A 21,092-nucleotide genomic window follows, 5' to 3' on the forward strand; every position below is an offset into this window, starting at 1 on the left:
GCTAAAACAAATACTAGTAACCCTTAGGAAAAGAAAAATAGCTCGACTTTGGTGACTCAAGACCATCAATTGACTTTAAAGCGGTTTCATAACCAAACTCTACCAATTCTTTAGCCCGCCAGAACTCATAAAAACCAGAGATATCTTTAGGTATAGAGATAAGTAAATCTGGCGGATATCCAGCTAATTTATACTGCGTAAGAGATTCTTGCATAGTCTCAAACATCATATTGATAGTTTGTAGTCGCCCCCAACTTTCAGGAGAATACTTAGCCTTCTCATCGACTTCCTCTTTGCTTTTACCAAAAAAGCCTTTTGTACTCAACCACCAAGCAGGCCCTTCAGGACCACTATCAGAAATATTGCTCACAACTCGTTCAGTTGGCCCATTAAGATCAACCGCAACAATATAATCCGCACCAGCCGGTACAGAAGGAATAATGGGCAAGGGATTCAGTACCCCACCATCAACATACATTTGACCATTTAACGTCACAGGCAAGACCAGAGAAGGTATAGCTGAAGATGCACGCATAGCACTTATCAAATCCCCCCGCTGAAACCAAAATTCTTTTTGCCTCAATAGATCAACGGCCACTGAGGTATAAGCCATCGGCAAGGACTCAATAGTTGGCTCCCCTATCATATCTTGAATTTTCTCAAAAAAACGATCGCCTTTTACATAGCCACCGTTCAATATCGACATATCCAATAGACGAATCACATTCATTCGATCTAAAGATTCTGCCCACTCACGATATTCAGATAACTTGCCCGCAGCATAAACACCGCCAATTATCGCTCCAATAGAACAACCAGAAATACTGACAATTTCATACCCACGATCTTCAAATGCTTGAATTACACCTATATGTGCATTACCTCGCGCGGCTCCACTTCCCAAAACTAGAGCAACCGTCTTTTTCATACTCACTATTACCGCCTAAGGACGAACATAAACAAAAGATATGCGATTAACACCAAGTGATTCTCGCCCAAGATCCGCTAAGTTAATAAAACGAACCTTATTTTTAAGCTGATCCCCTAAACCTGCCGACGCCATTGAAATAAGTCGATCCCCCGACTCAATAGCACTTAGCGTTCCTGTTTTTCGACTTGTAACAAAACCGACCACATTTTGGCCAGCCGGCAAATCACTGACGAAACGACGTATTCTGGGAATATCCTGCACATCCATCTGAGCCACAATTTCGAATTCAGTTTCATTTGCCTCTGCCGATTTCACTTCATCTAAACGAACCATCACGTCACCTGCACCACGACGATTAAGGTATAAAATTTGATAAGTATCTTGTTTATTTTTAACGACAAGCAAAAACTGACTTTGGTCCGAGCCATACAGAAGATAATCACCAAAAAAATTATTAGCCCAAGCGTTGCTACTACCACAGCTTCGACTATCACACTCAAATAAGATACTGCGACCATCACTCAACATTTGTGATCGGTAGTGTGTGTATACGTCAGACAAAAGTGCATTACGGTTAATTTTGTATAACGATGAAAAGTAATCACCTTTCAAGCGAATAACCGTCTCAGGTTCCCATCCACTGCCCGCACGGCGGATTTTACTTAAAGGAATTTCAACAAACTGTTCAACTTGAGAGTTACTTTTAACTAACTGCGCATCACGATAAGGTTCAATGCCTAAAACTCCAGCAAAAGAAACACTACTAAAAACAGCCAATAGGCATAACATACCTCGAAACTTAACCATACAACCTTCCTTACATCCCAACTAAGGATGGGTTAACGCATTAGTTTTGATCAATAAATCGCTGAATTTCAGTTGCCACCGCAAAGCAACTATCTGGCTCAAGATGGAAGTGGTGATTACCTTCAAGCCACTTTAACTTTATCCAAGGAAATTGAGCCGCACGCTTTTCCACTAACTGATGATCATTGTGATAAATCCCATCTTTAGCTACCAAAGCCAAAGTTGGACATTTAATTTCCTGAATAAAAGCTTCGACACTTTCTTCATCCATCCGAAATGGCGAAGGAAAAGTTAATTTCCCATCATGGCGCCACACCCAAACCCCATCAGCATTTTGCCTAGCACCACGCTCAACCAATACTTTCGAAGCAGATTTTGACAGCCGAGTAAAACCATCCATTCGAGCCAGCACCATATCTTCTTTTGTTTGATAACTTGTATCCCTACCCAAGCGATATTTGGCCATTTTATTTACAGCCCGTTGTAACGTTACCACTCGCTCCGTTGGCACCCCACTCAAAGGCCCCATATTATCAAGCACAATCAATCCGCGAACTTTATCAGGAGCTATAGCCGCTACTAACATAGCAACAGCGCCGCCCATACTATGGCCAATTAACCATACACTTTGCTTGGATTGGTTTAAAATAGACACCACATCCAAAACATAATCCCACAAATGATAAAAACTTCCCGCAGGTCGATGCAAAGACAAACCATGCCCAGCAAGATCTAATGCAACATGAGAAAAATCGGAAAGATGAGGAGATAGGTTTGAAAAACTAGCTGCATTATCAAGCCACCCATGTAGTGACAACACTTTAAATGCCGAAGTATTTTTAGGCAGCCATTGTAAAGCAGCTATTTCAGTATATGCGAGCTTATAAACGATTTCATTTCCCATATTTACTTTTAACCAACTCATTCAATTAAATAATTTAAGAGGGTGAAATACACCAACGAAATTGACAGCAAGCTCCAGCTAAAAATTCACCTTCAACAGAAGCAAGGGACGCTGTTGTCATCGCAAAACCTACTGGCAAAGGTTCATTAACTAAATAGTCTACAAATTGATGTGCAAAAGGCTGATGAGTAACTAACAAAATAGACTCATATGGTTGCTCGTTCAGCCAATTTGCCACTTCCATAATGTGACCATCTGGAGTAATTAAAGGGCTATCTTTAACATCGACAGGTACATCCAAACTTGATAAAAATATTTTAGCGGTTTGTTGCGCACGTATATAAGGACTGACAAAAGCCACATCAAATCGCTCACCTTTGGCACGAAAAAGTTGAGCGGCTGTCTTAACTTCAGCCACTCCAAGCTCAGTCAACTCACGACGTTCATCCTGATCATAACCAAACGGTTGAGCATTTCCGTGGCGCAATATATATAGGCGTTTAAGCTTCTTCATCCACATTTACCTGAGGCCATGGCTGAAATGGAAAAGGTTTTTCCTCAGACTCAAAAGACAAAAATGAAAAAATCTGACCAATGAAAGCAGCTACACTTTTTAACCAAGAAGACAAAGTAATAGGCTCATGTTTGGAGCCCAATTTCACCAAACTTACCAAAACAAGCAATACACCAAATACAGTGACAGCAATATTCAAAACCACCCAATACAGCAGCATAAAAATCACACGAAACCAAAAACCTTGATCAGCATAACCTGGCTTAGACATTGTTATTCCCCTCATTTGTCGCAAATTCGACATCCCATTTTTGCTCGCCTGTCATCATCGAACCAATCAATGATTCCAGTTTAGCACCTTCAAATAATAATTTAGACAAACCTTCAGCAAGAGGCATATACAAGCCATGCTTGTGAGCCTCCTCTACAACCATTTTCAGTGTATTAACCCCTTCAGCCACCTCGCCGATACCGCCAACAGCCTCTTCTAGATTTTGCCCCGAGCCGATTGCAAAACCAACACGATAATTTCGACTCAATGGCGATGTACAGGTAGCAATTAAGTCCCCCATCCCCGCTAAGCCAAGGAAAGTCATAGGGTTTGCTCCGAAGTGAACAGCAAAACGGCTCATCTCAGCCAGACTGCGAGTCATGATCATTGCCATCGTATTTTCACCAACATTTAGTGCTTTTGCTAAACCGCAGACAATTGCATAAATATTTTTTAGTGCACCCGCCAACTCGACACCAGTACTGTCCGCATTTTCATAAACTCTAAATGTAGGAGATTTTAATAACTCAATGACTCGTCTACGTACTTTATCGTCTGCACTAGCAATAACCGACCCGGTCATTTGTCCTGCCGCAATTTCTTTTGCTAAGTTCGGTCCACTTAAGACACCAATTTTCTGAGTAATAGGGTTTCGACGCAAAACATCACTCATAAGTTCAAAACGATTTGGATTAAAACCCTTAGTAGTACTAATTAATATCTTATCCGCTGTTAACAAAGGCTCAATACGCTGAACAACTTGTTCAAAAGATTTTGAAGGAATAGATACAAATACGGTATCACTATCCCTGATAGCCTGCTCCAAATTACTCGTTGCCAATAGCTCACGATGCAGTGGTGCATTAGGTAAATAACGACTGTTTAGGCCGGTCAAATTAATTTCTTCTACCTGATCTTCATTACGCATCCATTGACTAACTTGATGACCATTTTTGGCCATAATATTTGCCAAGGCTGTACCAAAACTACCACCACCTAATACACATACAGAATGCTTCATAATGACTTTTTTCTCTTAAAAATATCGTCTGACTAAATAAAAACAAAGATTAAGACGAACAACTCACTTCTAATGACTTCCCCCACTCAGGCGCCCTTTGAGCAAGCGATTCCGATTCAGAGTGCTCACCAAAAGGGTGAGTAAGTACATTTAATAAACGACGAAATGGTAAATAATCACCCTGTTCAGCCGCAACAATTGCCTCATGAGCTAAATAATTTCTTAAAATAAATTTCGGATTGACCGCAAGCATAGAAGCACTCGCTTGAGACCATAGCAACCCACCTTTATCCCGTGCAACCTCATAGCGCTCTAGCCAAGCCAACAGCCGCTCTCGATCAATTACTTCATCCAGTAAAAATGCGAATTCACCTTGCTCATAGTGGCTTAATAAACGGAAAAACACTGTGTAATCCATTTTTTCAGCGGCCAATATTGTAAACAACGCTGGCAATAACTCATGCACATCTTGCGTAGAGGTTAATCCCATTTTACTCATCATCAATGAATCATAATGAGTCTGCAATTCTGGCTCATAACATTGCAAAATAGCGATAAGCTGATCGCGCTCAAGATGCTTTGAAAAACAGCGCATCAAACAATTTAAATTCCACAACCCCACACCTGGCTGTCGCGAAAACGCGTATCGCCCTTCATGATCAGAATGATTGCAAACCCAATCAGGCTCATAATCTTCCATGAAACCATAGGGGCCATAATCAATCGTTTCACCTGTAAAAGAAAAATTATCCGTGTTCATTACACCATGCTGAAAACCGATCGCCTGCCATTTAGCAATCATTCTAGCGGTACGTTTCACCACTTCTGTCAACATGCTTTCTAGAGGGCAATCCGTTGCCGAACACTCTGGATAATAGTGTTCAAGGCAATATTCAATAAGCTGATCCAGCTCCGCTTGTTTACCTTGATAAAAGAAATATTCAAAGTGACCAAAACGAATGTGACCCTGCGCCACTCTAAGTAGCATAGCGCCGGCCTCTGGCGTTTCTCGGTAAACCGCCTCTCGGCTATCATAAAGTGCTAAAGCGCGGGAAGAAGGCACTGACAAAGCAGTCATCGCCTCACTCGCTAAGTACTCACGAATACAAGAACGCAAGACAGCACGACCATCACCACGTCGAGAATAAGGTGTCGGCCCTGCGCCTTTCATATGTAAATCATATAAAAGGCCATCTTGGCCACGAACCTCACCCAATAGTACACCACGCCCATCACCCAATTGAGGTGAAAAACCGCCAAACTGGTGACCTGCGTAGACCATGCTAAGACTATAAGGCAAAGCCTCTTCGCCACTCAAAATGCATTTGGTTTCAGTAGATTTGATATCAATAGACAGAAAAGAAGCGAGCGATTGGTTAAATTCAACCAATCGTTGCTCAATAAGTGGCTGGACAAGCGTTTTCGAAGAAAACGCTTGTCCCAAACTTGCAAAATGGTGTTCTAAAATCATCTTATCTCACTTAAAAATTAAGCGATATTTATAGAGATGTATCAACCATGTACTCACAGCGAATGCTCTCACCAACGACCCTTTCTATTTCAGGAATCATGAAAGCATCATCTTCACTGGCAAAACTCACAGATTTACCAGTTTCCCCACCACGACCAGTACGGCCAATACGATGTACATAATCTTCAGGATCTTCTGGTAAAGAGTAGTTTACAACCAACTCAACGTTATCTACATGAATACCACGCCCAGCTACATCTGTTGCCACAAGTACTTGAATGATACCTTCCTTGAAGTTCGCTAAGGTTTTTACACGTTTATCTTGCGCAACTTCGCCTGATAATATCGCACAATTAATATTAGCTTTACGTAAACGCTCATAAAGATCACGTGTTTCATCACGGCGATTAGCAAAAATGATAGTCCGTTGACCGCCATTTTTTTCAATCAATTGTTGCAAGACAGGCCATTTTTGATCCGCTTCAACAGTATAAATCACCTGATCGATGTTTTGATTTGTTGCTTCTTTTGGAACAACTGATACTTCTTTCGGAAAGTAAGTCCATTGTTGTGCTAGCGCCTGAATATCTTTCGGGAAAGTAGCACTAAACAACATGGTTTGTCGGGTTTCTTTATGTGGCGTCATGCGAATAATACTTTTCACATCCGGAATAAAACCCATCGACAACATCCGATCAGCTTCATCCAACACCAAACACTCAACTTTACCTAATTGCACTTTGCGGCTGCGAGCAAAATCCAACAAACGACCAGGCGTAGCAACCAAAATATCAACATTTTCTGTTTCTAATGCGATTTTCTGTTTTTCGTAACTCAAACCACCAACCAAAGTCACAACATTCAAATGGCAATTCGATGTTAGCTTTACCGCTTCATCAGCAATCTGTATTGCCAATTCTCGAGTTGGGGCAATAATCAAACCTCGCGCAAAATTGTTCGCTCTTTTTTCTTCAAGAGGGTAATCAAGAAAGTCACTGATCATCGCGATCAGGAAAGCGGCTGTTTTACCTGTACCTGTTTGTGCTTGACCAATAATGTCATAACCCAACAGAGTCATTGGCAAGGTTTCAGCTTGGATTTCACTGCAATATTCAAACCCCATTTCTGCAATAGACTTAATGACGCGATCCGGAAGATTTAAATCATGGAAGCGCATCTTGCCTTCAACTTCAGCAACCGGAAAATCTTCTATCGACCAAATTTTAGAGTTTGCATTCCCTGCAAGTTTTGTTTCATTATTCGATTGTGCATTCTCTCGAACGCTTGCAGAACTATCATCATTACTTCTTGGACGCTTATTTGGGCGACGGGTACGTTTTGGTTTTGCTGTGGTTTCTGATGGTGCTTCTTGAGTTTGGTTTTCCATATTGGAATCTATACGCTTCTATTGTGTTTTGAGGTTAATAATCTGTGCAAGGAGTGTACCTAATTGGTAAAGCTTTATCACCCCTTGCTTACGCTTTGTTGAAGCAAGCTACTGATACTTATACGGTGGCAAGCTATTAATTAATTGCGAACCATAACGTTTAGTCCGTAAACGCTTATCTAAAATATGTATTTCACCTGAGTCTTTTTCGCTTCTCAATAGCCGTCCTGTTGCCTGAACCAAGCGTAAAGAAGCATCTGGTATGGTAATTTCCATAAAGGGATTACCACCACGTTTTTGAATCCACTCTGCTAGCGTTGCTTCGACGGGATCATCTGGCACCGCAAAAGGAATTTTGGCAATGTACACACAAGTCAAATAATCACCTGGCAAATCTACACCTTCGGCAAAGCTAGCTAGACCTAGCAATAAACTGCCTTTCCCTTCATCAATACGAGATTTATGCGAATCCAAAATAACGCGCTTAGATTGCTCACCTTGCATCAAAAGTATTTCTTGTAATCCTACAGACACAGACTGAGCCACTTCCTCCATCTGTCGACGAGAAGAAAACAGTACTAAACTACCCTTTTCCGTGTTCACATGTTTATCTAAATAAGTAACAATTTCGGCTGTATGTTGCTCAACTCTATTTGGCTCATGCTCCATATCTGGCACAACCAAAAGCCCATTTTCTTGAAAATTAAATGGACTTATCACCCGCAAGTATTCACTCTCACGAGGAACGCCAGAACGCATATTAAATCGATGAAATTGATTAAGCGCAGTTAACGTAGCAGAAGTCACAACCGCCCCAAAACACTTATCCCATAATTGTTGCCTTAGGGTAATTGCAGCAAGAATAGGCGAGCCTCCCAATTCAATATCTTGCTCCATTCCTTGTCCAGACAAAACTAACCAACGCGCATTAGGCGGAAAGTTCTGATCATCAACAGTAGAATACAAACGCCAAAGCCCAATACATTGCTCTAAGCGACCAAGAATAACACCTAAAATAGGCTGCCAAGTTTCCGCTGTTTCTGGAGTCACCCCCATTCCTTCATTTTGTTTAGTCTTTTTACATTCATCTTGGATACTTTCAATGTTGTTAAACAACTTTTGATAAGACGTTTGCAAACTATAAGCCAGTTGGCGTAATTCATCTGGAATTTGGCCAAACTCAAAACGGTGCTGATTATTTTCTTGATCCAACCCCAAACCTTGAATATAAGGCGCTAAACCTTGCTGGGCATATTGGATAAAATTCACAATACTTTGTATTTGCTGCGGAATTTTCAGCAGCAGCTGACCAGTCAAGCTAACATCATCTGTTAACTCTTGTTTCAAGTTAACTAGGTTTTTTTCCAATTGACGTAACCAAGTAATACTTTGCTGCAAACGAACTTCGTGACGGAAGTGCCCTATTGCTTTATCTGGAAGATGATGACCCTCATCAAAAATATAGATAGTTTCTTTTGGAGGTGTAAGTATTGCACCACCGCCCAATGATAAATCCGCTAATACCAAATCGTGGTTGGCAACAATAACATCAGCCACTTCAATTTCAGCACGCGCTTTAAAAAATGGACAAGCCGAATAATTCGCACAATTCCGATTGGTGCATTGCTGATGATCTGTTGTCAAACGTCGCCAGTCTTGGTCACGAACAATTCCAGCCCAATTGTCTTTATCACCGTCCCAATCGCCTTTTTGTAAAGCTGTATCCATTTCTTGATAAAGAACAGTATTAATATCATCGGAATGAAGATGCTGCTCGAAAAGTCCGACAAACATATCGTCCATTGCTTGCTCTTCTGAACTCAAAAAGCCCTCAAGATTATTTAAACACAAATAACGCCCTCGCCCTTTAGCAAGCGTGTACTTAAAAGTAAGCTCTGTATGTTCAAGCAAATCAGGCAATTCTTTATGCAAAATCTGCTCTTGAAGCGCGACAGTTGCAGTAGAAATAATTAATTTAAGACCACGCGCCTTCGCGATAGGAATCGCCGCAAGGCAATATGACAAAGTTTTACCCGTGCCTGTTCCTGCCTCAATTACGGCAACATGCTTTTCTTCAAGGCGCTCACCTTCCGAGCCTTGTTTAATGTTACCCAAGGTTCGGGCGATTGCACCAATCATTTGGCGCTGTCCAGCCCTTGGTTTATGGGACTTCGCATCCAAAGATGCTCGGTATGCAAGTTGAATCTGTTTTTTTAGTTCGTCTGAAAGCATTTATATCATTGAGTATAGTTAGGAATGCTGTATATAATAACAGTAACTGTATAAACAACCAGATAACCTATGATTAAATTAACCAAAAGACAATCTGACGTACTAGAAACCATTCGCGAATTTATTAGTGAAACAGGTTTCCCACCAACCAGAGCAGAAATAGCACGCCGGCTTGGGTTTAAATCCCCTAACGCCGCCGAAGAACATCTCAAAGCCTTATGCAAAAAAGGGGCTATAGAAATGTTGTCTGGCGCTTCAAGAGGAATACGCTTAGTGGACCGTGCATCAAATGATGACCCCACAGACAATCTTGGCTTACCCGTCATAGGCAAAGTTGCTGCAGGTTACCCTATTTTGGCACAAGAGAACATTGCTTCTCATGTGAACATACCTGCAAATATGTTCTCCCCACAAGCCGATTATTTCTTATCTGTCTCAGGCACCAGCATGAAAGACATAGGAATAATGGAAGGTGATTTATTAGCAGTACATAAAACAACCACTGTGCGTAACGGCCAAATTGTTGTTGCTCGCATCGGTGACGAAGTAACCGTTAAGCGTTTTGAGCAAAAAGGCAGTATCGTTCGACTAATTCCCGAGAACGAAGAATTTAATGACATCATTGTCGACCTTGAGAGCGAAGAGTTTGCAATTGAAGGCCTGTCTGTCGGTGTGATTCGCCAAGGACTTTAAGTGTCAATTGTAATATCTACATCCAGTTAATAAAAAAGCGAAGCTTATGCTTCGCTTTTTTGTGCAAATCTACACATCACACCAACAGCACAGACTTAATGCAGTATTTTAGGACGAAAATCTTCATCATCAAGATATTCTGAGTCTTCGTCAAAAAACGAATCATCCGAATAAACAAAATCAATTCCCGCATGGAACATGCATTTTGCCAATTCGAAATAACGGTCCTTTAAATAAGATCGAGTATCATCCGGTATCTGCAATATTGCTAATGGAACGGTTTCCTCACCATCTTCACTGGCTGGACGCAGCACAATATCGCCATTATCCAGCTCAACAATTTCTAGGTAGGATTCTTTCATATTCAATACTCTGATGACTCCTCTCTAAAACGTAACACCAACTCAACCAACTTGGTCAAATAGAAACTCACGGACGCACCCGCGTCACTTCCACGACCAATCAGATTGTCACTTTGTACCACTGATGGCATAGAAGAACGGCATTCAAACTGAACCAAATACGCTTGATTCAACTGAGAAAACCAAGAATCTGTTCGCGAAGACAAGTCCGCCAACTCTGCCAATACAGGAATAACAATTTGCTTATCTTCTGACTCAGTCAATAACTTAACAACATCCAGCGACCCAGATAACGAATAAGCGGCAGTGACTTCTTTCAGCAAACCATTAAGAGCACTTCTTAACTGAAAAATAGCCGAGCTTTCCAGCCCGACTTTTAACCATGCCTCATCACTGTCTTGACTCTGCTTAATAAAACGTCTTGCCGTATCGAGTTTTTGATTGGTTAAGCTAGCTAAACTGGCTCCGCTCATTTTTTCTTACCTTCCTCAATCACCCATTTAGAGCCGACATAAAATGCCTTCCAGCCTGTTGGCTTGCCTTCTTCTTCCGTCATGACATATTGCTCTTTCGTCTTACGGCTATATCGAATGATGGCTGGGCGACCTTCAGAATCTTTTTTAGGCGCTTTGGCAAAAAAATGATATTTAGGATCTATTTGATCCATATATGGAAGCAATTCTTCAACCAATGGGGCACGAGTTTCACGCTTGCGTGGGAATTGACTGGCTGCTAAGAATAAACCCGTTGCGCCATCGCGAAGCACATAATGATCATCTACTTTTTGACAAGCAAGATCTGGCATTGGCACAGGATCCATCTTAGGTGGCGCAGCTTCGCCGTTCTTCAATAACTTACGAGTATTTTTACAGCCTTCATTAGTACAACCAAAATACTTACCAAAACGGCCCGTTTTCAGCTGCATTTCCGAACCACATTTATCACACTCTAATGTAGGACCATCATAACCTTTAATTTTAAAAGCACCTGTCTCGACTTCATAACCAGAACAAGCCGGATTATTACCACAAACATGTAGTTTGCGATGCTCATCCATCAAATAGCTGTCCATGGCTGAACCACAGATTTTACAACGATGCTTATTGATTAGAGCCTTAGATTCTCCCTCTTCGTCATCAACAGGAATCGCCTCATCACCACGGGTTAGATTAATCGTTGCTTTACAACGCTCTTTTGGTGGTAACGCATAACCAGAGCAGGACATAAATACACCTGTACTGGCTGTACGAATCTGCATTGGACGAGAACAAGTTGGACATTCAACATCTGTCGGCGTTGGCTCATTTGGCATCATACCGCCATCTGGCGACTCTGCTTTAGCAAGTACAGAACTAAAATCTTTATAGAAAGCATTAAGTGTCTTAATCCAGTCTTTATGCCCTTCAGCGATATCATCTAACTGCTCTTCCATTTGTGCCGTAAAGCTAAAGTTCATCAAAGAACTAAAACTATCAACCAAACGTTCAGTTACTATATCGCCCATTTTTTCTGCATAAAAACGACGATTTTCAACTCGCACATAACCACGATCTTGGATCGTAGAAATAATAGAAGCATAAGTTGAAGGACGACCTATACCACGTTTTTCAAGCTCTTTAACCAAACTCGCTTCACTAAATCGAGCAACAGGCTTGGTAAAATGCTGTTCTGGCAATAACTCTTTAAGAGTCAGATATTCCCCTTTCCCAACATCTGGCAAAATGTTGTCTTCACCTTTTTTCGCGACTGCCTGCATCGCGCGCGTGTAACCATCAAAACGTAAAATTCGGCCTTTCGCTTTGAATTCGTAATCGCCTGAAGTTACTGTGATTGTTGTCGAAGTATATTCGGCTGGTGTCATTTGACAGGCCATAAATTGACTACGGATCAAATCGTATAAACGATGGGCATCTTTTTCCATACCCTGTAAATCATCTACTCGAACATTCACATCAGATGGACGAATCGCTTCGTGAGCCTCTTGAGCACCTTCTTTACTGCTATATCGAATAGGTTCGGCTGGCAGATAGGCCTCGCCAAATTTAGAAAGGATATATCCTCTTAGCGCCTCTACAGCATCAACACTTAAGTTTGTCGAATCAGTACGCATGTAGGTAATGTAACCACCCTCATACAGACGCTGAGCCAGCATCATGGTCTTTTTAACGCCATACCCCAAACGAGTGCTAGCTGCTTGCTGAAGAGTAGATGTAATGAATGGAGCTGACGGCTTACTGCTAGTCGGCTTATCTTCACGGCTACTTACAAGGTATTTAGCATCATTTAAACGAGCTACGTGCTCATCTGACTGTGCTTTATTGACTGGTCGATATTCTTTATCTTGGTATTTTGCTGCCTCGAATTTAATAACTTCTTTCGATGGCGTCGCAAGCATTGCGTCTAATTCCCAAAACTCATCAGGAACAAATGCACGAATTTCTTTTTCACGCTCAACAATCAAACGAACTGCAACAGACTGAACTCGCCCCGCAGACAAACCTCTCGCCACTTTTGACCAAAGTAGCGGCGACACCATAAAACCAACTACTCGATCCAAGAAACGACGAGCCTGTTGAGCGTTTACACGATCCATGTCTAATTCAGATGGGGTTTCAAACGCAGCTTTAATGGCTTTTTTTGTAATCTCGTTAAATACTACACGCTTATAGCGGCTATCATCGCCACCAATGGCTTCTCGTAAATGCCAAGCAATTGCCTCCCCCTCTCTATCCAAATCGGTTGCGAGATAGATGGTGTCAGCATTTTTTGCTAAACGCTTTAGTTCATCAACAACTTTTTCTTTACCTGGCAGAATTTCGTAATGAGCTTTCCAGTTACTTTCTGGATCAACACCCATTCTAGAAATCAACTGTTTGCGCGCTTTGCTACTTTTATACTCAAGTTTTTCTTCCGGACTCATTTTACGCGTCAAAGCAGCCTGCTTTGCTCGCTCTTGAGGCGTAGAGGTGGCAGTTGTACCTGAAGGCAGGTCACGTATGTGCCCGACACTAGATTTGACAATAAAGTCGTTGCCCAGGTATTTGTTGATGGTTTTCGCCTTAGCCGGCGATTCCACGATAACCAGTGATTTTCCCATTGAACTGTGTAAGCCTTTTAATAAAGTAGGTCTGCAAATCCACGTTGCACGAAGTTTAATCTCTAGGGGCGCTGATATTAAGCAAACACCTTTTATATGACAAGCGATCCCTGTATTGTTTCACACATTATATCTTGCTGAACTTAGTATTTCTTATTTAACATACTGAATTCGTTGCTTAAGGACAATCATGGCTACCCTCCAAATATTAACAATTGCATTTTTGATCATTATTGTACTTTTATCTGTGATCATTGGATCACGCGCCCATCAGAAAGAAAAAGAAATCACTGAAAGACGCGTAAAACAATTGCAATTGTCAAATCGTGCGGATCGTGTAGAACAACATATCCGCGGTTTAAAAGATATTAATACCGATACCATTGCCACCGATGTGCTTTATGATTTCTATCTAGACACACTTCGAGAGCTTCTGCAATATACCGATGATCCAGAAAAGATCGAAGTGCGAATTGCAACTGCCGAGGAAGGCCGAGATAACGACCCAATTGAATTTAACCCAGAGCCAGATCTTTTTAGCTTTCAAGAAAAAACAAATTACAAAGAACGCCTTACAAAACTGGCTAAAATGTTGCTTTATTTACGCCGCAAAGGACGTATAAGTAACACACACTATCAAGCTTGTTATGAGTATCTACGCTGGCTTAATTTGTGGATTCAATTAAATCGCCAAATGGTACAAGCAAATAAAAATTTTGCCAGCGGTGATATGCGAGTTGCACAAACCTTATACGGGGTAATTTTGTCGCACATTAAATCTGATGCAACCGAGCGGCCAGAAAAAAACGCCCTCAAAAATTTCGTCACAGACCGAATGAAACAGATACTGTCTCCTAAAATTGAAGCCATGAAGGCCAGCGATAACCCCGAAGAAGTATTAAGCGAACTCCTTCACAACCTAGAAATTCCTAAAAACTCTTAATTAGATATTATTAATATCATAATAAGCGTCATTCTAATTTCTAATTAGGGACGCTTTTCAATTCCACCAATGAAAACACAAGCTCTGCCAATTCATCCAAAACCAACTCGTCGCCAGCCTCATCCCAATACAATGCCACAAACTCAGGTGTGATTTTTATCCCTACAAGCAACACCCTGTGCTTTTCTAAAATTTTTTGCGCATCAGCAGTCAATACGAACAATTCACTAGACCACCACCCATCAAGCAAGGCATTATATTTCCATATTTCATAAGGTAGTAGCCAAATGCAATCCGGCAAGGAGGCAACTGGTTTCAAGCGATAAAAAGAGTACGCCACTGTTTTTTGACGATTCAATGATTTATCCCACTTGTCAGGGAGGTCAATTGATGTAAGCTGAACAGTAAGACCAAGTTTTCGAGCATGCATACGTAAAGCCATGCGTTGACGCTCTTTTTTAGGGGGCATAATCCATAGTGCTGACCCCATTAAAGATAATGTAATAAAAATAACAATAAGAGCGGTCATATTTTCATGTCTCTCTAGTTTTAAACTAAAATTAATTAATCGAGCCAAGTTCGGAGGTGTTCTATGATGTATAACAGAATTCTACTCGCTGTTGACCTAACTGATGAAAGTATCAAAGTAGCCAACAAAGCCGTCGCGCTATGCAAAGCAACGGGTGCGGAACTTACCATACTTCATGTGATTGAATCACTCAATTACGCCTATGGTGGTGATGTACCAATCGATATCACAGATATTCAAGCGCAGTTACAAGAAACAGCCAAAGAGCGCATCGCCATCCTTGAAGCCCAATTGGACGTTCCCGTTCAAGAAAGCTGCATTTCTCAAGGCGGTATTGAAAGCGAAATACACCGTATTGCTGAAGAAAAACGCGTTGATCTTATTGTTGTAGGAAGTCATGGCCGTCATGGCCTTGCTCTATTACTAGGTTCTACAGCTAATGGCGTTCTTCACGGCGCACCATGCGACGTATTAGCCGTTAAAGTAGTAAAAGACAAGGACTAACAATAAATAATTAACTGTGTAATTAAAAAGGCGATGGATTACATCGCCTTTTTAATTATTATCAATTTCCCACTTTAGCTTCTGGTCCAAGTCGTCCCTTCTCGGCTATCAAGAAGCTCAATTCCTTGACTAGCCAGTTCATCACGAATTTCATCACTACGAGCAAAGTTTTTATCTTTGCGAGCTTGTGTTCTTTCGTCGATTAAAGCTTGTATTGCCACCTCACCCAATCCTTCAGACACAGTACTATTTTGCAAAAAGTACTCTGGATCTTGATACAACAAGCCAAGTAATTCTGCCAAAGAACGTAACTCTGCTGCCAATAGCGAGGCTTTATTTGCATCTTCTGTTTTTGCTTTATTTAGCTCACGAACTAGCTCAAACAACACAGAAACAGCGACTGCAGTATTAAAGTCGTCCTTCATGGCCTCTTCAAAGCGCTCAGTAAAGACGGTTGGCTCGAATGACTCAGCAACCTGCTGTTGACGCAAGGCAGTGTAAAGGCGCTCTAAAGCAACCTTGGCCTCTAGCAAACTTTGATCTGAGTAATCAATCGCGCTGCGATATTGGCTTGAAACCATCAGGTAGCGAACCACTTCAGGGTTAAACTTAGCCAACACGTCACGCACTGTAAAAAAGTTTCCCAAAGATTTGGACATCTTTTCGTTGTTAACACGAACCGCACCACAGTGCATCCAATAGTTCACATACTCTTTACCAGTCGCAGCTTCAGACTGAGCAATTTCATTTTCGTGATGCGGGAACTTAAGATCAGGCCCACCACCATGAATATCAAAATGACTACCAAGACAGTTAGTCGACATAGCAGAACATTCAATGTGCCAACCAGGACGACCCTCCCCCCAAGGAGAGGACCAAGACACTTCACCAGCTTTCGCTTGTTTCCACAAAACGAAATCTGCAGGATGCTCTTTGGCTACCTCAACATCAATACGCGCACCAGCTAACATATCTTCAAGCTTACGGTTATTTAACTTGCCATAATCTTTAAATTTAGTAGCTCGATAATAAACATCACCAGAAGTACCCTGATAAGCAAAACCTTTATCAATTAGGACCTGTACCATATCGATAATTTCTTGCATAAACTCAGTGGCTTTTGGTTCACGATCCGGCATTTTATTACCAAGACGCAATTCATCTTCACGCTGCGCTGCAATCATACGCTCAGTCAACGACTGCGTTGATTCGTTATTTTCTTCGGCGCGCTTAATAATTTTATCGTCAACATCGGTAATATTGCGAACATAATTCAGCTCATAACCTAAGTGGCGAATAAAGCGCGAGATCACATCAAAGGAAATCATCGCGCGCGCATGGCCAATATGGCAGAAGTCGTAAACTGTGTTTCCACAGACATACATTCCCACTTTGCCTTCTTCAATTGGCTTGAAAATTTCTTTCTTCCCACTAAGGGTGTTATAAATCTTCAACATGCACTTAATTTCCTTTTGCTTCAATTTTCGCCCAAGAATCACGTAGCGTAACAGTACGGTTGAATACCAAACCGTCTTCTTTCAAATCGCGACAGAAGTAACCTTCTCGTTCAAACTGGAACCCTTGGCCTTTTTCAGAACCCAATAAAGAAGGCTCAACTTTGGCATTTGTCAAAACAGTCAAAGACTCAGGATTAATGAAATCCAAGAAATTTTTGTCTTCATAGTTAGCATCAGGCGCTTCATTGATAAACAAACGATCATAGAGATTAACTGTTGCATCTACCGCGTGCTTAGCACTAACCCAGTGAATCACGCCTTTTGGCTTATAATCTTCTGGGTTTACACCAAGCGTGTTTTCATCATAGCGACAAAGTAGCTCAACCACTTCACCCGCATCATTTTTAATTGCTTCATCACAAGTGATGACATATCCACCGCGAAGACGAACCGCACCACCTAAGGTCAAGCGTTTCCACTTACGAGGAGGCACTTCAGCAAAATCAGCGGCATCAATATAAAGTTCTTTACTGAATGGTACTTCACGAGTACCTGCTTCTTCGTTTTTCGGATGATTACCTACGGTGAAAATTTCTTCTTTGTCTACTGGGTAGTTGGTCAAGGTCACCTTAATTGGATTTAATACGACCATGACGCGATTTGCGCTCGCATCCAAATCTTCACGAATAGCATGTTCGAGCATGCCAACATCTACAACGCTATCAGACTTGGTTACACCAATGCGCTCACAGAAGTTGCGGATAGACAACGACGTATAACCACGACGGCGCAAACCAGAAATGGTTGGCATTCGAGGATCATCCCAACCATGAACATGCTTTTCGTCTACCAATAACTTCAACTTACGCTTGCTTGTTACTGTGTAATTCAAGTTCAGACGCGCGAATTCAATTTGTTGCGGATGTGCCGTATTTAATGTTTCTAGAACCCAATCATACAATGGACGGTGATCTTGGAATTCCAGCGTACATACAGAATGCGTAATATTTTCCAGTGCATCGGACAAACAATGAGTAAAGTCGTACATTGGGTAGACACACCATTTGTCACCTGTTTGGTGATGGTGTACATGGCGAACTCGATAAATAATAGGATCACGCATGTTAATATTTGGGCTTGCCATATCAATCTTTGCACGCAAAACAACTTCACCATCTTTGTATTTGCCGTTTTTCATGTCCATAAAAATGGCCATATTCTCTTCAACGGTACGATCGCGATATGGGCTGTTTTTACCAGGCTCTTTTAAGGTGCCACGGTATTCACGCATTTGTTCAGCATTAAGCTCACAAGCATAGGCTTTGCCAGCCTGAATAAGCTGCACAGCAAAATCAAATAGCTGATCAAAATAGTCTGAAGCAAATTTAGGCTCGCCTTTCCATTCAAAACCAAGCCATTCAACATCACGTTTAATAGACTCAATGTATTCAACACTTTCCTTCTCTGGGTTAGTGTCATCGAAACGTAGATTACATTGACCATTGTAACGCTGCGCTAAGCCAAAATTTAGACAAATAGATTTAGCATGGCCAATGTGCAAGTAGCCATTTGGTTCAGGTGGAAAGCGAGTAAGAACCTTACCGCCATGTTTGCCTGATTCGTTATCTTTATCAATGATTTGGGTAATGAAATTACCTGTTTTAGACGTTTCTGACATGTTTGATGTAAGTCCCGATAAGTGTTGGTCTAACAATATTGTTACTTCGACCGATAAGTATATAGCATTTAGGTTTGCATGGGATATTGAGCGGAAAATCTTTTCTGTCTTTTTCGCTTTTTTTATAAAGAAATCCCGTATTTCGCCACAAAGAAAACTAAAACGCCCACTAAAATGGTCAACAACTGTTGCTGACGCCAAATCCCCACAACAAAAGCCGCCAATGCACCAAGTAACCATGGATTAGATAACGTGAAATCCACCTGCTGATTCGGCATCAAAATCATAGGCGTGATGATGGCCGTCAAAACTGCAACGGGGACAAACTTCAACGCTTTTTCAATAAAAGTAGGCATCACAACTTTATCCGCTCGCGCGAACAAAACAAATCGCACACCAAATGTCACGGCAAACATACCCAAAAGAATGAGAACTCCTTGCCATAAAATCATTTGCTCACCTCTTGCATATTGTCATCTGAATTTGAAGTTGTTTTATTCGAAGAATCCGCTACATAGCCCATCATCACGCCTATGACGGCTGAAACCAGCAATCCTAAATTGTTTGGTAAACCTGATAACACAATTGAGGATGCAGCTGCACTTAATAAACACAACCAAAATGCGTTATGTTTTAGGTATGGCGTAATGATGCCAATGAAGGTTGCCACCATAGCGAACTCCAAACCCCATTCACTCATCCCAGGAATAAGTTCACCCGATATGACGCCCAAAATAGTCGTGACATTCCACATTAAATAAAACGAGAGAAACGAACCAAGATAGACTTTGTGTCCATTTTTATCATCAGCCGAGCCCATCTCATACATTGGACGAACCGCCGCATAGGTTTCATCAGTCAACCCAAAGCCCATAACAATTCGCATTGGCATTGGTAGATGTTTCACAAATTTGACCAAATCCGCGGCGTATAAAAGATGACGAAGATTGACAATAAAAGTTGTCGAAACAATCACCCAAATGGGGGCATGTAGTGCAATTAATCCAAGTGCGACAAATTGCGCGGAGCCCGCAAACACAAAAGCCGACATAGCTACAGCAAACCAAGGACTTAACCCATAACTCGAAGCTAACGAGCCAAAAAGCAAACCAAAAGGAATACCGCCAATAATCATAGGTATGGAGGCTACAGCACCTCGTCGCATATGTTGCATTGTATTCATGAAGGTTCTCGATGTGTTTTTAATATTAATGTTTTTTCCATATAGACATCCGCTCTTGCGTACAAAGAAGGATTGGGAAATGGCTTCTCAACAAAACCATTTTTATCATAGAGATGCCTTGCCAATTTTAGGCACGACGCTGTTTCTAGCGACAACACAGAAAAGCCGCCTTGAGTAGCAAAATCAATAGCAGTAGACAGCAAACGTTGAGCAATCCCTTTTCCTTGAGCGTGCTCAGCAACCGACAATTTAAATACTTCACCTCTTTTATTATCCAAAGCACTGTCTTTCAGAGGAGCAAAAGCAATGGTTCCAACGACAGAATCTACCGATTTTGTTTTGCGAATCGCCACCCAAACAACACCGCCTTTTTCAATAACTTCTTCTTGCGGATTACTCAACACTATCCGATCTTTCTCTGCAATCTGTTCTGGAAAATATCGCTCAAGCCAAGCCATATTTAGATCATAAAACGCTTTATCATGCTGACTTTCTAGCGATACAATTTGAATAGGTTCTAAGCGGTCTAGCACTTTATCCGCTAAGCTTCCACCTAAAACCTGCGACTCCAAATAAGACAGGCCGTTCATAAAATTATCACTAGAAAAAGCCGTCATTTTTTCAAGAACAACTTTCATTTCTTGTAAGACAGGCTCCACGCGCTGCATAGCATTTAAGCCAAACTCAGAAAGGTGCAAGGAAGATCTTCGCTGATCTTGCTCATCCACTGTTTTCTCTAACAGCGCTTCTTTGATCATCTTAGTAGTTTGCTTGCTCACTGCAGGGTGACTTAGATGCAAACGGTCAGCAATTTCCATCACAGATAGACTTCCCGTTTTCTGCAACAACCTAAGAATAGGAAAATAGGTTGCCGAAATAGGTATATCGCACTGGGAATAAATTTCTTGCACCTGAATAAACAAATGATCACTTAATCGCTTTAATCGACTACCTAGTGTCAGTACTCCGAACTGTTCCATGAAGTTTCCAGCATATAAATTTTTTACAATAGAGTAAGGCCGCCCAAAAATAGGTAACCAGTTACGGATATAAAAATATCGCAAAGTTCCAATCGTTACAAGCACAACTTTCTCTTAGATTTCTAGTT

At 41.4% G+C, this 21,092-nt stretch carries 21 protein-coding genes; 3 read left to right on the forward strand and 18 right to left on the reverse strand.

Translation table 11 applies throughout. The annotated features are described in order from the left end of the window. Window positions 1-13: 13 nt before the first annotated feature. From B6N13_RS15050 to dinG, 9 genes are all read right to left on the reverse strand, one after another. On the reverse strand, window positions 14-928 hold the full coding sequence (locus B6N13_RS15050) for a patatin-like phospholipase family protein (RefSeq protein WP_012069827.1): 915 nt from the start codon (window positions 926-928) through the stop codon (window positions 14-16). Between the two features lie 15 nt (window positions 929-943). Then, the gene (locus B6N13_RS15055; protein WP_169459836.1) at window positions 944-1,738 is read right to left on the reverse strand and encodes a DUF4892 domain-containing protein; all 795 of its coding nucleotides are present in this window, start codon (window positions 1,736-1,738) and stop codon (window positions 944-946) included. Between the two features lie 40 nt (window positions 1,739-1,778). After that, the gene (locus B6N13_RS15060; protein ID WP_157035968.1) at window positions 1,779-2,642 is read right to left on the reverse strand and encodes an alpha/beta hydrolase; all 864 of its coding nucleotides are present in this window, start codon (window positions 2,640-2,642) and stop codon (window positions 1,779-1,781) included. A gap of 34 nt (window positions 2,643-2,676) precedes the next feature. Then, window positions 2,677-3,156, reverse strand: a complete 480-nt coding sequence (sixA, locus tag B6N13_RS15065) for a phosphohistidine phosphatase SixA (protein WP_169459837.1) — start codon at window positions 3,154-3,156, stop codon at window positions 2,677-2,679. Then, a complete protein-coding gene (locus B6N13_RS15070) occupies window positions 3,143-3,427 on the reverse strand; it encodes a DUF4389 domain-containing protein (RefSeq protein WP_169459838.1) in 285 nt (94 codons plus the stop codon). The genes sixA and B6N13_RS15070 overlap by 14 nt, the downstream gene beginning before the upstream one ends. After that, window positions 3,420-4,451 carry an NAD(P)H-dependent glycerol-3-phosphate dehydrogenase gene (locus B6N13_RS15075; protein WP_198135088.1) on the reverse strand — a complete coding sequence of 344 codons (1,032 nt, stop codon included), beginning with the start codon at window positions 4,449-4,451 and terminating at the stop codon, window positions 3,420-3,422. The genes B6N13_RS15070 and B6N13_RS15075 overlap by 8 nt, the downstream gene beginning before the upstream one ends. A 46-nt stretch (window positions 4,452-4,497) precedes the next feature. Beyond that, on the reverse strand, window positions 4,498-5,919 hold the full coding sequence (locus B6N13_RS15080) for a protein adenylyltransferase SelO (RefSeq protein WP_169459839.1): 1,422 nt from the start codon (window positions 5,917-5,919) through the stop codon (window positions 4,498-4,500). A gap of 28 nt (window positions 5,920-5,947) precedes the next feature. Beyond that, window positions 5,948-7,306, reverse strand: a complete 1,359-nt coding sequence (locus tag B6N13_RS15085; RefSeq protein WP_012069820.1) for a DEAD/DEAH box helicase — start codon at window positions 7,304-7,306, stop codon at window positions 5,948-5,950. Window positions 7,307-7,414: 108 nt separating this feature from the next. Beyond that, window positions 7,415-9,538 carry an ATP-dependent DNA helicase DinG gene (dinG, locus tag B6N13_RS15090; protein WP_169459840.1) on the reverse strand — a complete coding sequence of 708 codons (2,124 nt, stop codon included), beginning with the start codon at window positions 9,536-9,538 and terminating at the stop codon, window positions 7,415-7,417. Window positions 9,539-9,607: 69 nt separating this feature from the next. Between dinG and lexA the strand changes: the two genes are divergently transcribed. Then, window positions 9,608-10,231 (forward strand): transcriptional repressor LexA, encoded by a 624-nt coding sequence (gene lexA / locus B6N13_RS15095; protein WP_012069818.1) that lies wholly within the window; start codon window positions 9,608-9,610, stop codon window positions 10,229-10,231. Window positions 10,232-10,326: 95 nt separating this feature from the next. Here the strand turns inward: lexA and B6N13_RS15100 are convergent, their stop codons facing one another. The 3 genes from B6N13_RS15100 to topA are packed head-to-tail and all read right to left on the reverse strand — an operon-like array spanning window position 10,327 to window position 13,690. Further along, on the reverse strand, window positions 10,327-10,593 hold the full coding sequence (locus tag B6N13_RS15100; protein ID WP_012069817.1) for a hypothetical protein: 267 nt from the start codon (window positions 10,591-10,593) through the stop codon (window positions 10,327-10,329). A gap of 2 nt (window positions 10,594-10,595) precedes the next feature. Further along, the gene (locus B6N13_RS15105) at window positions 10,596-11,066 is read right to left on the reverse strand and encodes a DUF6586 family protein (RefSeq protein WP_169459841.1); all 471 of its coding nucleotides are present in this window, start codon (window positions 11,064-11,066) and stop codon (window positions 10,596-10,598) included. Further along, window positions 11,063-13,690: a type I DNA topoisomerase gene (gene topA, locus B6N13_RS15110; RefSeq protein WP_169459842.1), complete on the reverse strand. Its 2,628-nt coding sequence runs from the start codon at window positions 13,688-13,690 to the stop codon at window positions 11,063-11,065. Before topA ends, B6N13_RS15105 begins: the two co-directional genes overlap by 4 nt. A 190-nt stretch (window positions 13,691-13,880) precedes the next feature. Here topA and B6N13_RS15115 point away from each other — a divergent pair, with 190 nt between their 5' ends. Next, window positions 13,881-14,633: a hypothetical protein gene (locus B6N13_RS15115; protein WP_012069814.1), complete on the forward strand. Its 753-nt coding sequence runs from the start codon at window positions 13,881-13,883 to the stop codon at window positions 14,631-14,633. Between the two features lie 40 nt (window positions 14,634-14,673). Here the strand turns inward: B6N13_RS15115 and B6N13_RS15120 are convergent, their stop codons facing one another. Next, a complete protein-coding gene (locus B6N13_RS15120) occupies window positions 14,674-15,162 on the reverse strand; it encodes a hypothetical protein (protein ID WP_169459843.1) in 489 nt (162 codons plus the stop codon). Window positions 15,163-15,225: 63 nt separating this feature from the next. On the opposite strand from B6N13_RS15120, the gene B6N13_RS15125 reads away from it, so the two are divergent. Next, entirely contained in the window at window positions 15,226-15,666 is a 441-nt protein-coding gene (locus B6N13_RS15125) for a universal stress protein (protein WP_012069812.1), read from the forward strand. A 74-nt stretch (window positions 15,667-15,740) separates the two neighbouring features. Here B6N13_RS15125 and cysS read toward each other — a convergent pair whose 3' ends face one another. The 5 genes from cysS to B6N13_RS15150 form a co-directional block, all read right to left on the reverse strand. Then, on the reverse strand, window positions 15,741-17,123 hold the full coding sequence (gene cysS, locus B6N13_RS15130) for a cysteine--tRNA ligase (RefSeq protein WP_012069811.1): 1,383 nt from the start codon (window positions 17,121-17,123) through the stop codon (window positions 15,741-15,743). Window positions 17,124-17,127: 4 nt separating this feature from the next. After that, entirely contained in the window at window positions 17,128-18,801 is a 1,674-nt protein-coding gene (locus B6N13_RS15135) for a glutamine--tRNA ligase/YqeY domain fusion protein (RefSeq protein ID WP_169459844.1), read from the reverse strand. A 122-nt stretch (window positions 18,802-18,923) separates the two neighbouring features. Then, the gene (locus B6N13_RS15140) at window positions 18,924-19,253 is read right to left on the reverse strand and encodes an AzlD domain-containing protein (RefSeq protein WP_169459845.1); all 330 of its coding nucleotides are present in this window, start codon (window positions 19,251-19,253) and stop codon (window positions 18,924-18,926) included. Next, window positions 19,250-19,984, reverse strand: coding sequence for an AzlC family ABC transporter permease (locus tag B6N13_RS15145; protein WP_169459846.1), 735 nt, complete (start codon window positions 19,982-19,984; stop codon window positions 19,250-19,252). Before B6N13_RS15145 ends, B6N13_RS15140 begins: the two co-directional genes overlap by 4 nt. Then, window positions 19,981-20,964: a bifunctional helix-turn-helix transcriptional regulator/GNAT family N-acetyltransferase gene (locus tag B6N13_RS15150; RefSeq protein WP_169459847.1), complete on the reverse strand. Its 984-nt coding sequence runs from the start codon at window positions 20,962-20,964 to the stop codon at window positions 19,981-19,983. Before B6N13_RS15150 ends, B6N13_RS15145 begins: the two co-directional genes overlap by 4 nt. Window positions 20,965-21,092: the final 128 nt, after the last annotated feature.

The sequence above is a fragment of the Marinomonas sp. UCMA 3892 genome, assembly GCF_012726345.1.
Taxonomy (GTDB): domain Bacteria; phylum Pseudomonadota; class Gammaproteobacteria; order Pseudomonadales; family Marinomonadaceae; genus Marinomonas.

Bases quoted from the DNA above. Each gene is read 5' to 3' on its own strand.
- B6N13_RS15050 (WP_012069827.1), bottom strand. From the start codon at position 928: ATGAAAAAGACGGTTGCTCTAGTTTTGGGAAGTGGAGCCGCGCGAGGT.
- B6N13_RS15055 (WP_169459836.1), bottom strand. From the start codon at position 1,738: ATGGTTAAGTTTCGAGGTATGTTATGCCTATTGGCTGTTTTTAGTAGT.
- B6N13_RS15060 (WP_157035968.1), bottom strand. From the start codon at position 2,642: ATGGGAAATGAAATCGTTTATAAGCTCGCATATACTGAAATAGCTGCT.
- sixA (WP_169459837.1), bottom strand. From the start codon at position 3,156: ATGAAGAAGCTTAAACGCCTATATATATTGCGCCACGGAAATGCTCAA.
- B6N13_RS15070 (WP_169459838.1), bottom strand. From the start codon at position 3,427: ATGTCTAAGCCAGGTTATGCTGATCAAGGTTTTTGGTTTCGTGTGATT.
- B6N13_RS15080 (WP_169459839.1), bottom strand. From the start codon at position 5,919: ATGATTTTAGAACACCATTTTGCAAGTTTGGGACAAGCGTTTTCTTCG.
- B6N13_RS15085 (WP_012069820.1), bottom strand. From the start codon at position 7,306: ATGGAAAACCAAACTCAAGAAGCACCATCAGAAACCACAGCAAAACCA.
- dinG (WP_169459840.1), bottom strand. From the start codon at position 9,538: ATGCTTTCAGACGAACTAAAAAAACAGATTCAACTTGCATACCGAGCA.
- lexA (WP_012069818.1), top strand. From the start codon at position 9,608: ATGATTAAATTAACCAAAAGACAATCTGACGTACTAGAAACCATTCGC.
- B6N13_RS15100 (WP_012069817.1), bottom strand. From the start codon at position 10,593: ATGAAAGAATCCTACCTAGAAATTGTTGAGCTGGATAATGGCGATATT.
- B6N13_RS15105 (WP_169459841.1), bottom strand. From the start codon at position 11,066: ATGAGCGGAGCCAGTTTAGCTAGCTTAACCAATCAAAAACTCGATACG.
- topA (WP_169459842.1), bottom strand. From the start codon at position 13,690: ATGGGAAAATCACTGGTTATCGTGGAATCGCCGGCTAAGGCGAAAACC.
- B6N13_RS15115 (WP_012069814.1), top strand. From the start codon at position 13,881: ATGGCTACCCTCCAAATATTAACAATTGCATTTTTGATCATTATTGTA.
- B6N13_RS15120 (WP_169459843.1), bottom strand. From the start codon at position 15,162: ATGACCGCTCTTATTGTTATTTTTATTACATTATCTTTAATGGGGTCA.
- B6N13_RS15125 (WP_012069812.1), top strand. From the start codon at position 15,226: ATGATGTATAACAGAATTCTACTCGCTGTTGACCTAACTGATGAAAGT.
- cysS (WP_012069811.1), bottom strand. From the start codon at position 17,123: ATGTTGAAGATTTATAACACCCTTAGTGGGAAGAAAGAAATTTTCAAG.
- B6N13_RS15135 (WP_169459844.1), bottom strand. From the start codon at position 18,801: ATGTCAGAAACGTCTAAAACAGGTAATTTCATTACCCAAATCATTGAT.
- B6N13_RS15140 (WP_169459845.1), bottom strand. From the start codon at position 19,253: ATGATTTTATGGCAAGGAGTTCTCATTCTTTTGGGTATGTTTGCCGTG.
- B6N13_RS15145 (WP_169459846.1), bottom strand. From the start codon at position 19,984: ATGAATACAATGCAACATATGCGACGAGGTGCTGTAGCCTCCATACCT.
- B6N13_RS15150 (WP_169459847.1), bottom strand. From the start codon at position 20,964: ATGGAACAGTTCGGAGTACTGACACTAGGTAGTCGATTAAAGCGATTA.